The organism is Pseudomonas sp. AC016, assembly GCF_979253365.1.
Genome location: NZ_CEEDCC010000001.1, coordinates 3,564,377 through 3,577,193, shown reverse-complemented (window position 1 = coordinate 3,577,193; position 12,817 = coordinate 3,564,377). Strand labels below are relative to the sequence as shown.

The 12,817-nt window shown below is 59.7% G+C and carries 12 protein-coding genes; 4 read left to right on the top strand and 8 right to left on the bottom strand.

Annotated elements, in window-relative coordinates; genetic code table 11:
• Positions 1-191 precede the first annotated feature (191 nt).
• Positions 192-1,706, bottom strand: a complete 1,515-nt coding sequence (ilvA, locus tag AC0IXS_RS16225) for a threonine ammonia-lyase, biosynthetic (RefSeq protein ID WP_122414051.1) — start codon at positions 1,704-1,706, stop codon at positions 192-194.
• 145 nt (positions 1,707-1,851) lie between these two features.
• On the opposite strand from ilvA, the gene rpiA reads away from it, so the two are divergent.
• Positions 1,852-2,523 carry a ribose-5-phosphate isomerase RpiA gene (gene rpiA, locus AC0IXS_RS16220; protein WP_004882823.1) on the top strand — a complete coding sequence of 224 codons (672 nt, stop codon included), beginning with the start codon at positions 1,852-1,854 and terminating at the stop codon, positions 2,521-2,523.
• 70 nt (positions 2,524-2,593) lie between these two features.
• Here rpiA and AC0IXS_RS16215 read toward each other — a convergent pair whose 3' ends face one another.
• The 4 genes from AC0IXS_RS16215 to AC0IXS_RS16200 form a co-directional block, all read right to left on the bottom strand.
• The gene (locus tag AC0IXS_RS16215) at positions 2,594-3,502 is read right to left on the bottom strand and encodes an SdiA-regulated domain-containing protein (RefSeq protein ID WP_025996034.1); all 909 of its coding nucleotides are present in this window, start codon (positions 3,500-3,502) and stop codon (positions 2,594-2,596) included.
• Between the two features lie 109 nt (positions 3,503-3,611).
• Positions 3,612-4,544 carry an SdiA-regulated domain-containing protein gene (locus tag AC0IXS_RS16210; protein ID WP_057411130.1) on the bottom strand — a complete coding sequence of 311 codons (933 nt, stop codon included), beginning with the start codon at positions 4,542-4,544 and terminating at the stop codon, positions 3,612-3,614.
• 179 nt (positions 4,545-4,723) lie between these two features.
• On the bottom strand, positions 4,724-5,389 hold the full coding sequence (locus tag AC0IXS_RS16205) for a fumarylacetoacetate hydrolase family protein (protein WP_029243862.1): 666 nt from the start codon (positions 5,387-5,389) through the stop codon (positions 4,724-4,726).
• 72 nt (positions 5,390-5,461) lie between these two features.
• On the bottom strand, positions 5,462-6,856 hold the full coding sequence (locus tag AC0IXS_RS16200; protein WP_471825162.1) for an FAD-binding oxidoreductase: 1,395 nt from the start codon (positions 6,854-6,856) through the stop codon (positions 5,462-5,464).
• Positions 6,857-7,017: 161 nt separating this feature from the next.
• Here AC0IXS_RS16200 and serA point away from each other — a divergent pair, with 161 nt between their 5' ends.
• Positions 7,018-8,247 (top strand): phosphoglycerate dehydrogenase, encoded by a 1,230-nt coding sequence (gene serA, locus AC0IXS_RS16195; RefSeq protein ID WP_004882828.1) that lies wholly within the window; start codon positions 7,018-7,020, stop codon positions 8,245-8,247.
• Positions 8,248-8,318: 71 nt separating this feature from the next.
• On the opposite strand, the gene AC0IXS_RS16190 is transcribed toward serA, so the two are convergent.
• The 3 genes from AC0IXS_RS16190 to gabT all read right to left on the bottom strand — a co-directional run bounded on the left by AC0IXS_RS16190 (position 8,319) and on the right by gabT (position 10,895).
• Positions 8,319-8,807 carry an Lrp/AsnC family transcriptional regulator gene (locus tag AC0IXS_RS16190; RefSeq protein WP_002555947.1) on the bottom strand — a complete coding sequence of 163 codons (489 nt, stop codon included), beginning with the start codon at positions 8,805-8,807 and terminating at the stop codon, positions 8,319-8,321.
• A 47-nt stretch (positions 8,808-8,854) separates the two neighbouring features.
• A complete protein-coding gene (locus AC0IXS_RS16185) occupies positions 8,855-9,511 on the bottom strand; it encodes an HAD family hydrolase (protein WP_122668681.1) in 657 nt (218 codons plus the stop codon).
• A gap of 79 nt (positions 9,512-9,590) precedes the next feature.
• Positions 9,591-10,895 (bottom strand): 4-aminobutyrate--2-oxoglutarate transaminase, encoded by a 1,305-nt coding sequence (gene gabT / locus AC0IXS_RS16180; protein ID WP_191957002.1) that lies wholly within the window; start codon positions 10,893-10,895, stop codon positions 9,591-9,593.
• A gap of 282 nt (positions 10,896-11,177) precedes the next feature.
• Here gabT and AC0IXS_RS16175 point away from each other — a divergent pair, with 282 nt between their 5' ends.
• Both AC0IXS_RS16175 and AC0IXS_RS16170 read left to right on the top strand, forming a co-directional pair.
• The gene (locus AC0IXS_RS16175) at positions 11,178-12,107 is read left to right on the top strand and encodes a 2-hydroxyacid dehydrogenase (RefSeq protein WP_471825158.1); all 930 of its coding nucleotides are present in this window, start codon (positions 11,178-11,180) and stop codon (positions 12,105-12,107) included.
• Between the two features lie 76 nt (positions 12,108-12,183).
• A complete protein-coding gene (locus tag AC0IXS_RS16170) occupies positions 12,184-12,816 on the top strand; it encodes a TetR/AcrR family transcriptional regulator (RefSeq protein ID WP_043306291.1) in 633 nt (210 codons plus the stop codon).
• The last annotated feature ends 1 nt before the right edge of the window (position 12,817 follow it).

Below are 12,817 nucleotides of genomic sequence, written 5' to 3'. Positions count from 1 at the left end.
TCAATCCAAAACTGAAAAAACTTGGCCTGCCGCGCGAGTAGCGGAAGATAGCCTGCAGCAGGCAAGTTTAAAATTGTTCTTTACTGTATTACGCCCTATACTTCGTAGCACCCCGATTAGTAAAGGGTCTTATACTCCTTGAGTTTATCAACTCCATACTCCGCCCCAATGGAGTCGAAGACGAGAGAACCCTACCCCAAAAACAGCCGATACGCCGGGTTCTCGCTTTCATCCCAGTACGGATAGCCGATCTCGGCCAGTGCCTGGCTCACCAGGTGCCGTTCGTCCTCAGGCACCACCAGCCCTGCAACCACCCGACCATCCGCCGCGCCGTGGTTGCGGTAGTGGAACATCGAGATGGTCCAACGGCCGCCCAGCCGGTTAAGAAAGTTGAACAACGCGCCGGGGCGTTCGGGGAATTCGAAGCGCAGCACCACTTCATCGCTGACCCGCTCGGCGTGTCCACCCACCATGTGGCGGATGTGTAGCTTGGCCAGTTCGTTGTCGGTCAGGTCCAGCACCGGAAAGCCCTGTTCGGTCAGGCTGGCGATCAACGCGCTGCGCGGATCGTTCTCCGGATGGGTCTGCACGCCGACGAAGATGTGCGCTTCGCGGTCGGTGTGGTAGCGGTAGTTGAATTCGGTGATCTGCCGTTTGCCGATGGCCTCGCAGAACGCCTTGAAGCTGCCCGGCCGTTCGGGGATGGTCACGGCGATGATCGCTTCGCGGCCTTCGCCCAGTTCGGCACGCTCGGCCACGTGGCGCAGGCGGTCGAAGTTGACGTTGGCCCCGGAGTCGATCGCCACCAGGGTCTGGCCGCTGACACCGCGTTGTTCGACGTACTTCTTGATCCCGGCCACGGCCAGCGCGCCGGAAGGTTCAGTGATGGAGCGAGTGTCGTCGTAGATGTCCTTGATCGCTGCACAGATTTCGTCGGTGCTGACCGTGATCACTTCATCCACGTAATGACGGCAGACCTCGAAGGTATGATGGCCAATCTGCGCCACGGCCACGCCATCAGCAAACAGCCCGACCTGACTGAGCACCACACGCTCGCCTGCGGCCATGGCGGCTTGCAGGCAGTTGGAATCGTCCGGCTCGACGCCGATCACCTTGATCTCGGGCCGCAAATATTTCACGTAGGCCGCGATGCCCGCAATCAGCCCGCCGCCACCGACCGGCACGAAGATCGCGTCCAGTTGCCCCGGCTGCTGGCGCAGGATTTCCATCGCCACCGTGCCTTGACCGGCAATGGTGTCGGGGTCGTCATAGGGATGGATGTACACAAAACCCTGCTCATCGACCAGCTTCAGCGAATACGCCAGCGCTTCGGGAAACGAATCGCCATGCAGTACCACGGTCGCCCCGCGTGAGCGTACGCCCTCTACCTTGATTTCAGGCGTGGTGCGCGGCATGACGATGGTCGCCTTGATGCCCAGCTCCCGCGCCGCCAGCGCCAGCCCTTGCGCATGATTGCCCGCCGAGGCCGTGACCACACCGCGCGCCGCGTCTTCAGCGGTCAGTTGCGCCAGCTTGTTATAAGCGCCGCGAATCTTGAAGGAGAACACCGGCTGCAGGTCTTCGCGCTTGAGCAGCACCTGATTGCCGAGCCGTTCGGAGAGCTGACGCGCGCCGTGCAGCGGCGTCTCGATGGCGACGTCGTAGACGCGGGACGTGAGGATTTTCTTGACGTACTGTTCAAGCATCGGGACGACATCACTGGCGGAAAGGGCAAGACCGGCAAGTCTACCCCGCACTCCGATGCACGACCATACGAATGACGGGGCTTTACGCCGCGCTCGCCGCTATAATGCGGGCCCTTTTGCACACCTCTGGCACCGTGGAGCCCGCATGACCCAGGATCAACTCAAACAGGCAGTCGCCCAGGCAGCTGTCGATTTCATCCTTCCGAAGCTCGACGACAAGAGCATTGTGGGCGTCGGCACCGGCTCCACGGCCAACTGCTTCATTGACGCGCTGGCCAAACACAAGGCTGCCTTCGACGGTGCCGTCGCCAGTTCCGAAGCCACCGCTGCGCGCCTCAAGGGCCACGGCATTCCGGTGTATGAACTCAACACGGTCAGCGATCTGGAGTTCTATATCGACGGCGCGGACGAGAGCGACGAGCACCTGAACCTGATCAAGGGCGGTGGCGCAGCCCTGACCCGCGAGAAGATTGTGGCGGCTGTCGCCAAGACCTTCATCTGCATCGCCGACGGCAGCAAACTGGTGCCAGTGCTGGGCGCGTTTCCGCTGCCGGTTGAAGTCATCCCGATGGCGCGCAGTCATGTGGCGCGCCAACTGGTCAAGCTGGGCGGTGACCCGGTCTACCGCGAAGGCGTGCTGACCGACAACGGCAACATCATTCTCGACGTGCACAACATGAGCATCACCAATCCGGTGGAGCTGGAAGCACAGATCAACGCCATCGTTGGCGTGGTCACCAATGGCCTGTTCGCTGCCCGCCCGGCCGATCTGCTGTTGCTGGGTACCGCCGAAGGCGTAAAAACCCTGACCCGCTAAGCGTCACGGCGTGAAGAAGTGCCCACCTTGCGTGGGCACTTTTGTTTCAACTGGCTAACGTTTCGCAGGGTTATGGCTTGCGAAACACATAGAACAGGTTCGGCTCGCTCACCAGATACAGCACTTCATCGTCGTCCATGGCCACGCCTTCGGCCTGGGGCACGGTCTTGCTCAGGCCCATCTGCCCTTTCTTCAGCGAGCTACTGCCAATCGGACGGCCATCGATATCCAGTTCGACGATCTGCCTGGACTCATCGGACAGCGCCAGCAAGTGACCGCTGTTCTGATCGAACTGCAGGCTGGAGAGGTCGCGTACGAACAGGCCGGCATCGCGTTTGCTGTCGGAAATCACCTGAAGATTGCCGGGACCTTCTGCATTCGTCTTGGGGAAGCCGCGCACTTCGATGATCTGCACCGGATCACGCTCGCGGGCGACAAACAGGCGCTCACGGTGCCGGTCGTAGGCCAGACCTTCATAACCCTTGTTGCCGCCCGCGTTGAGCCCCAGCGTCAGTTGTTCGGCATTGGCCGCATCCACCGACTGGGTGCTGTCATCGATGTGCACCTTGATCAAACGCTGCTGGCGCTCGTCGCTGATCACGTACACGCCAGGACTGATGTACTCGACCGCTTCTGCATCCCCGAAACCGATCAACTTGATGCGTCGCAGGATGCGCCCATCGAGGCTGAGCTCGACCATTTCGGCGTTCTGGTTGGTCACCGTGAACAGACTTTTACGATCAGGATCGTAGCTCAGGCCCGAAACGTCGTCTGTCAGCCCGTCGATAACCTGCCCTTCGATCACGGCGCGGTATTGATCAAGGCCAATGGCTTCCTGCGAATCGGACTGCCAGAACATCTGCCAGTCGAACTGAGCACGCTCCACGAAACGGTATCGCTGGTTGGCGATGGAAAACAGTACGGCTATCAACGGCACGAGGATGACAAGCAGGAGCAAAGAGCGGGTAGAGCGACGCATTGGGGTGACTCGAAAAGGTTGAGCGGGCGGCATTGATAGCACGCCATTCTGAAAACAAGCTTAATGGCGTAGTGCTACTTTTTTACCAAGTATGTGTCGCCGTCCTGGCTCAGTGCTTGCGAAACGAATAGAACAGGTTCGGTTCGCTCACCATGTACAACGTTCCTGCCTCATCCAGCGCAACGCCTTCAGCACGCGGAATCGTTTCTTTCAGGCCATTCATTCCGCCCAGCAAGGTCATGAAGCTGACCTGTTCGCCCTGCTCGTCCACTTCCAGCAGCAGATGCGAATCCGCCGACAGCGCCAGCATGTGACCGGTGCGCGGGTCGATACTCAACGACGACAGGTTGCGCATGTCCAGCGAACGGCTTGGCAGTTTCTGTTTATCGCCCTTGAGCACGTCACTGCCATCGCTTTTCCAGGTGTACAGCGCAGCAGGCCGTTCTTCGCCCAGTATCAGCTGTTGGCGACGCGGGTCCCAGGCGATGCCTTCGAAACCCTTGTTCTGGTTGTCGGATTTGCCCAGATCGTATTTCGGAAAGTCCTCGATGTTCAGCGTCGTGGTCTCTGCTGTGACCTTGACGATGGTCAGTTGATGCTGACGTTCGTCGGTGATGGCGATCAGTCCGTCGTTCATCACTGCCACGCCCTCTGGATTGCTCCAGCCGACCAGCGGGATCTTGCGCAGCACATCACCCGCAAGCGTCAGCTCGACCAGAAAGGCGTTCTTGCCCATAACGGCGAACAGGGTCTTGGTGATCGGGTTATAAGACAGGTCCGACGCCTCGTCCTTTTCCATGCCGGGCAACGCTTTGGCATCGATCTCTACATGGTAGTCCGGCAACCAGATGCTCGCGCTTCGGCCCGCCTTGTTCTCGAAACTTTCCTGAACCCAGAGCACCGCACGATCATCCCAGTGCATCGCAAAGGCCAGGCCGTAACCCATGATGACCGCCAGCAGCAGCCACGAATACCAGCGCAGGCTTCGAATGAAGGCAAAGCGTTTCTTGGACGCAGGCAGCGTTTGGGCAGGAAGGGGCATTCAAGGTGTTCCCGAGCAGAGGTAACGTCGACAGGGCTTATCGCCCTTGAAGGGCCGGCAGGATTATCCAGAACAGGTGTGAAAAAAACGCAAATCGGCATGAACTATTACCCAGCGGATAAACAAAAGCCACCCGGACGTTAACCCGGATGGCTTTCGGTGAGCGCTTTTCGAAACGCTTAGCGAACGACGCTTTCGAATGGCGTCTGACCGCCCAGTTCAAGAACGATCTGGTCACCGGCTTCGAACGGCCCTACGCCCGCTGGCGTGCCAGTCATGATGATGTCACCGGCCTGCAGGGAGAAGTTGGCTGCCATGTGCTGGATCATCGGCACGATCGGGTTGAGCATCAGGCTGCTGTTGCCGTCCTGAACGACCTTGCCGTTGATGGTCAGACGAATGCCGATGTCGGTCAGGTCCGGAAAGGTCTCGGCCGGCACGAACGGCGCGATGACCGCAGCGCCATCGAAGCACTTGGCCAGTTCCCACGGCAGGCCCTTCTCACGCAGACGCGACTGCACGTCACGAAGGGTCAGGTCCAGGCCTGGGGCAAAACCGCTGATGGCATCCAGCACTTCTTCGCGGGATGGATTCTTGGTCAGCGGCTTGCCGATCAGCACCACGATTTCAGCTTCGTAGTGCACCGAACCACGGTCGGCCGGAATGGTGAAACCGCCTTCCAGTGCAACCACGGCGCTGCCCGGCTTCATGAAGATCAACGGCTCGGTGGGAACCGGGTTGCCCAGCTCCTTGGCATGCTCAGCGTAATTGCGACCGATACACACCACTTTGCCCAGCGGGAAGTGGATGTTCGTTCCATCGACATATTTGTGCTGGTAGCTCATGACGTCTCCTGAGTCTGATAAAGGCGGTTTTTATAAGGTTTTATAACGCGTTGTGAAACGTTACGACAGTCGTCAAACAGCGAATATCTTGCCGGGGTTCATGATGCCGTTCGGATCGAAGATCGCTTTCATGGCTTTCATGTACTCGATTTCGACCGGCGAGCGACTGTAGGTCAGGTAGTCGCGCTTGGTCATGCCGACGCCGTGCTCGGCGGAAATCGAGCCGTTGTATTTCTCGACCGTCTCGAACACCCACTTGTTGACGCGGGCGCATTTGACGAAGAACTCGTCCTTGTCGAGGTTTTCCGGCTTGAGGATGTTCAGGTGCAGGTTGCCGTCGCCGATATGGCCATACCAGAGCACGTCAAAGTCGGGGTAGTGTTCGCCGACAATGGCGTCAATTTCAGCCAGAAACTGTGGCACTTTCGAGACAGTGACCGAGATATCGTTCTTGTAGGGCGTGAAGTGCGAGATGGTTTCGGAGATGTACTCGCGCAGCTTCCACAGATTGCGCAATTGCTGCTCGCTCTGGCTCATCACGCCATCCAGTACCCAGCCCTGCTCGACGCAGTGTTCGAAGGTCGCCAGCGCCTGGTTGGCCAGGTCCTCGGTGGTGGCTTCGAATTCCAGCAATACGTAGAACGGGCACGGCGTATCGAACGGCGAAGGCACGTCACCTCGCGCCATGACCCGGGCGAAGGATTTGTCGAAGAAGAATTCGAAAGCTGTCAGGTCGAGCTTGCCGTGAAAGGCATGCAGCACCGGCATGATCGAATTGAAGTCGGTGGTGCCGAGCACCATGGCGGTCAGGTTTCGCGGCGCGCGATCCAGACGCATGGTGGCTTCGACCACGAAGCCCAGCGTGCCCTCGGCCCCGATGAACAACTGACGCAGGTCGTAACCGGTGGCGTTTTTGATCAGGTCCTTGTTCAGCTCCAGCAGATCGCCCTTGCCGGTCACGACCTTGAGGCCCGCGACCCAGTTGCGGGTCATGCCGTAGCGAATGACCTTGATCCCGCCCGCATTGGTGCCGATGTTGCCGCCAATCTGGCTGGAGCCCGACGAGGCGAAGTCGACCGGGTAATACAGCCCGTTTTCTTCAGCCATCGCTTGCAATTGCCGGGTGATCACGCCCGGCTGGCAGACGGCCGTGCGATCGGTCAGGTTGAGGTCCAGAATCCGGTTCATGTAGTCGAATGAAACCACCACCTCCCCATTGGCCGCCACCGCTGCGGCCGAGAGCCCGGTTCTGCCGCCCGAAGGCACCAGCGCGACCAGACGCTCGTTGGCCCAGCGCACGATTGCCTGCACTTGTTCGATGGTCTTGGGGAACACGATGGCTAGCGGGGCCGGGGTGAATTGTTTGGTCCAGTCCTTGCCGTAAGTCTGCAGGGAATCCTCGTCGATCAGCACTTTGCCGGGGTCAACCAGGGTCTTGAGCTCATCAATCAAAGCGGGATGGGTCATGGACTCAACTCTCGAACAATTCATGGGCATCCTGAGAACGGTTCACGTTCAAGAATGGGGTTTCGCGGGGGGCTTATGCTAGCATACGCCCCCCGTGAACAGCGCCTGACGCCGTTTCGGCCACCCCCTGCCAATTTTCTCCGGGACACAGGTTTACGCAGATGAGCAAGACTTCCCTCGACAAGAGCAAGATCAAGTTCCTTCTTCTCGAAGGCGTCCATCAATCCGCCGTCGACGTCCTCAAGGCAGCCGGTTACACCAGCATCGAGTACCACACCAAGTCTCTGCCGGAAGCCGAGCTGAAGGAAAAGATCGCCGACGCTCATTTCATCGGTATCCGCTCCCGCACCCAACTGACCGAAGAAATGTTCGATTGCGCCAAGAAACTGGTCGCGGTCGGCTGCTTCTGCATCGGCACCAACCAGGTTGACCTGGGCGCTGCCCGTGAACGCGGTATCGCGGTGTTCAACGCGCCGTACTCCAACACCCGTTCGGTCGCCGAACTGGTACTGGCCGAGGCCATCCTGCTGCTGCGCGGCATCCCCGAGAAGAATGCGTCCTGCCACCGTGGCGGCTGGATCAAGAGCGCTGCCAACTCGTTCGAAATCCGTGGCAAGAAGCTGGGCATCATCGGCTACGGTTCGATCGGTACGCAGTTGTCGGTTCTGGCTGAAAGCCTGGGCATGCAGGTGTTTTTCTTCGACCCGCTGACCAAGCTGCCACTGGGTAACGCAACCCAGGTCACCAGCCTGAACGAACTGCTGGGTCTGGCCGACATCGTTTCCCTGCACGTCCCTGAACTGCCGTCCACCCAGTGGATGATCGGCGAGAAGGAAATCCGTGCCATGAAGAAAGGCGCCATCCTGATCAACGCGGCGCGCGGCACCGTGGTCGAGCTGGACGCCCTGGCTGATGCAATCAAGGACAAGCACCTGATCGGCGCGGCCATCGACGTGTTCCCGGTCGAGCCGCGCTCGAACGACGACATCTTCGAAAGCCCGCTGCGTGGCCTGGACAACGTGATTCTGACCCCGCACATCGGTGGTTCCACTGCAGAAGCGCAGGCCAACATCGGTCTGGAAGTGGCAGAAAAGCTCGTCAAGTACAGCGACAACGGCACCTCGGTGTCGTCGGTCAACTTCCCGGAAGTGGCCCTGCCCGCTCACCCAGGCAAGCACCGCCTGCTGCACATCCACGAAAACATTCCGGGCGTGCTCAGCGAGATCAACAAGGTCTTCGCCGAGAACGGCATCAACATCTCCGGTCAGTTCCTGCAGACCAACGAGAAAGTCGGTTACGTAGTGATCGACGTCGACGCCGAATACTCGGATCTGGCGCAAGAGAAGCTGCAGCACATCAAAGGCACCATCCGCAGCCGCGTTCTGTTCTGATATCGCTGCTGCATTGAAAAAGGAGACCTTCGGGTCTCCTTTTTTGTGGATTGTTCTACGTGCGCTGGATGTCAGTGACGCAGCAGTTTGCGCAACGGCACGCCGTCTTTCATGACCGGGGATTTGATGACGATATAGCTGAAGTACTTGGAGATGCCGATGTTCTTGTCCAGCAGCTCTTCGATCACTTCCTGATAGTGCTGAATGCTGCGGGTCATGAAGCGCACCAGATAGTCGTAGCCGCCGCTGATCAAGTGACACTCCAGCACTTCGTCCACATGACGGATGTTGGCTTCAAACTTGGCGAAGTCTTCGCGCTTGTGGTCACTGAGGGATATTTCCGTGAACACCGTGACCGATTCGGTGATCTTTGCGAGATTCAGGTGCGCCTTGTAGCTGGAAATGTAACCCGCCGACTCCAGACGCTTGACGCGTTGCAGGCAGGGGCTCGCTGACAGCCCGACGGCATCGGCGAGACTGACGTTGGTCATGCGCCCGTCTTTCTGGAGTTCTACCAGGATATTGATATCAATCCGATCCAGTTTGACCAAGCCTTCCATTACCTACCTCGTGTTGTGCCGTTCACAGTGCCTACCTTCTAGCAAAATCAGCGCCGTAAGGACAGCTGATGCTGAGCGACCAGATCGGCCATGCTGTTGATGCAGATGTCTGCCGGACATGGCTGGCTGTGCTGCGCACGGCTTCTGCGGATCAGACAAAGACCGCCGCTGCCCAACGCAGTGGCGGGCGGACGCGATACCACGAGGGTTTCGGCAGGGTCCAGGTCCATCCCGGCAAGCCATTGCGGATCGTCCAGTGGATGGGTTGTCAGTGACAGCAGACTGTCGGGCTCAAGCCCAAGCCGTTCGCAGAGCAAAGCCCGGTCCTGCAGATCACGGTCGGCGTAAACCAGCAGTCGATAGAACTTGCGCAGATAGAGCATGGCGCCGGGTGCGTCTTCGAACAGCGTCCAGTTGGGTACCGAACGGGCGAAGCTCATGCCCTCCTCCCAACTGGTCTTGATGCCCAGTCGCTCGGCCAGCTGGCGGTGGGCGAAACACAACAGGCCACTGAAGCCCAGTTCGTCAAAACGTGGATAGAGCGTGGCGACGACCGCGCTGAATTCGGTCAGCACAGCATCACGGTCCGGTGCGGACATGGCGTTGTCCAGCAGCGGCTGCAAGGCGGTCCACACCCCGGAGTCGCGATCCACCAGAACTTCATCACAATCGATCAGCAATGCGCGGTAATCAATAAGCCCCATGGCAGGCAACGTCTCCTTTCCAACAGTGAAACCCGGCGCCCGGTCACAGCGTCTCGCAACACCACGACCGGGCCTGGGCTCAGTTGGATTTCAATACTCGTGCCATCGCGGCGTCGAGGATGGTCAGTGCTTCGTCAATCTGCTGCTCAGTGGTCACCAGCGGTGCCAGGAAGCGCAACACGTTGCGGTACACGCCGCACTTGATCACCAGCAGTCCGCCGATGCGTGCCTGATCGATGATCTTCGAGTTGAGGTCAGCGTCGGGGCTACGCTGGGCGTCATCCTTGACCATTTCCATGGCCAGCATGAAACCGGTGCCGCGCACGTCGCCGATACAGCTGTAACGCTCTTTCAGCTTGAGCAGTCCGGCACGCAGGTGCTGACCCAGTTGCTCGCCACGCGCCAGCAGATTTTCCTGTTCATAGGTGTCGATGACGGCCAGTGCGGCGGCGCAGGACAGCGCATTGCCGCCGTAGGTGCCGCCCAGACCGCCCGGAAGCGGTGCGTCCATGATCTCGGCGCGACCGACCACACCCGACAACGGCATGCCGCCCGCCAGGCTCTTGGCGACGGTGACCAGATCCGGCTGGATCCCGGCATGCTCGAAACCGAACCACTTGCCGGTACGACCGAAACCGGTCTGGATTTCATCCAGAATCAGTACGATGCCGTGTTGCTCGGTCAGCGCCCGCAGCGCCTTCAGAAACTCGACCGGAGCGGTCAGAAAACCACCGTCGCCCTGCACAGGCTCGATGAGAATGGCCGCCACGCGGTCAGGCGCAACCTGGGTCGCCAGCAATTCATGCAGCGCAGCCAACGCCATTTCGCTGGTGACACCGCGGTACTCGTTCGGATAAGGGGTGTGAAACACTTCGGGCGCCATCGGCCCGAAGTTCTGCTTGTAAGGCTGGCTCATGCCGGTCAGCGTGGTGCCGAGCAGCGTGCGACCGTGAAAGCCGCCACGGAATGAAATGATCGCCGGGCGATTGGTGTGAGCGCGGGCGATCTTCACGGAGTTCTCCACCGCTTCGGCACCAGACGTGAAGAACACGGCCTTGTGATCAATGCCGCTCTGGCCTGCAACCAACAGACTCAAGCGCTTGGCCAGATCCACATAAGGCTGGTAGGACGCCACCTGAAAGCAGGCATGGGTCACTTTTTCCAACTGGCCCTGAATGGCCTTCACCACGTTCGGGTGATTGTGACCGATGTTCAATACGCCGATGCCACCCACGAAGTCCAGGTAACGCTTGCCGTCGACGTCCCACATCTCGGAACCCTGCGCACGGTCGATGACCAGCGGGTGAGCCGTGACAATGCCGCGCGGCACGAACTGATCGCGCTGACGGAGCAGATGAGGTGTTTCGTCGACTTTGCTGTTCATGGTTTTACCTATAGTGAGCCAGGCAACCGGCGGGTGGCTGCGATGCTGTTCAGGTTAAGCGTTCGGCGAAACGATCTACGCCGAACTTGGCCCTTCAGAAGTCCATATCGACTGTTTTTCACCGTGCAAACGGCAGATTCCTTCACGCCCTCGAAGGCCCGGTCAATCTGCCGCAAAACGCTTTTTTTCAGCGCGTACGGCGCTTGAGAACGGGCCTTTCAACAGATCGTGCTTCACAGTTGCGGCAAGATGGAGCCCCACTCTCATACTCAGGAAAAGCCCATGCCCGCCTTCCTCTACAAAGCCGATCCTGCACGCGCCGAACGCTGGCGATTGCTGTTCGCCGAGCACGCGCCGGACATCGAATGGCGGGAATGGCCGAACATCGGTAACCCCGAGGACGTTCATTATCTGGGCGCCTGGCTGGCACCGGATGATCTGCAGGAAGTGCTGCCGAACCTGAAGGTGTTGTTCGCCCTGTCGGCAGGGGTCGATCAACTGGACCTGAGCCGTATCCCCAAATCGCTGCCGGTCGCGCGCCTGCTCGATCCAGGCATCAGCCGGGGCATGTGCGAGTACGCGATGTTTGCCGTGTTGAGCCTGCACCGCGACATGCTGCGCTATCGGCAGCAACAGGTAGAAGGACGCTGGAAAGCGCATCCACTGACTCCGGCTCATAAACGTCGAGTGGGAGTCATGGGTCTGGGCCTGCAGGCGCAGCAGATTCTGTCGAGCCTCAAGCCGTTCGGTTTCGAGCTGTCAGGCTGGGCGCGCAACGAGCATCGCATTGAGGGCGTGAAATGCCATGCCGGTGAAGAACAACTCCCGGCGTTTCTGGGTCAATGCGACATTCTGCTGTGCGTGCTGCCGTTGACCGGGCACACCGAAGGCATCCTCAATCGCAGGCTGTTCGAGCAACTCCCGCAAGGCGCTGCGCTGATCAACATGGGCCGCGGTGGGCATCTGGTGGAAAACGATCTGTTGGCAGCGCTGGACAGCGGCCAGCTCAGCGCGGCGGTACTGGACGTGATGCAACAGGAGCCCGCGCCTGCGGATCATCCATTCTGGACGCATCCGAATATCCTGCTGACACCGCACGTGGCGGCCATGACCCAGCCGGAAAGCGCGTTTCCCGGACTGCTGGACAATATTCGGCGCTTCGAGCGCGGCGAGGTCATGAACGGACAGGTGGATCGCGGCCAGGGTTACTAGCTGCAAGCCGCTTCGCTTGCCGACAGCCGTGACGGGTTTGTCTTACAATAGCGCTCGTTCAACCGAGAGCCTCGTCATGACCCGCACTGTCGCCCCGCGCAAACCCCGAGCACGCAGCCAGGCCAGAATCGACTCGATTCTGGACGCGGCACGCACGCTGCTGGCGTCGGAAGGCGTGGCCAGCCTGTCGATCTACAGCGTGGCGGAGCGCGCAGGTATTCCTCCGTCTTCGGTCTATCACTTCTTCGCCAGCGTGCCTGCTCTGCTTGAAGCGCTGACGGCAGACATTCACGCGGCGTTCCGGGCCTCCCTGCAAGCGCCCATCGAACATGATTCGCTCGACAGCTGGCGCGACCTGTCCCGCGTGGTCGAGATGCGCATGCTGGACATCTACAACGCCGACGCCGCCGCCCGCCAGTTGATCCTGGCCCAACACGGTCTGACCGAAATCAACCAGGCCGACCGCCAGCACGACATCGAACTGGGTCACCTGATGCTCGACGTGTTCAACCGCCACTTTCACCTGCCTGCGCTACCGGATGACGTGGATGTGTTCGCACTGGCCATGGAACTGGGCGACCGCGTGTACGCCCGTTCGGTGCAACTGCACGGCGAGATCACGCCGCGCATGGCGGTGGAAGGGATGCGGGTGTTTGATGCGTATGTGGGGTTGTATTTGCCGGTTTATTTGCCGAAGAGATCTGTTTGAG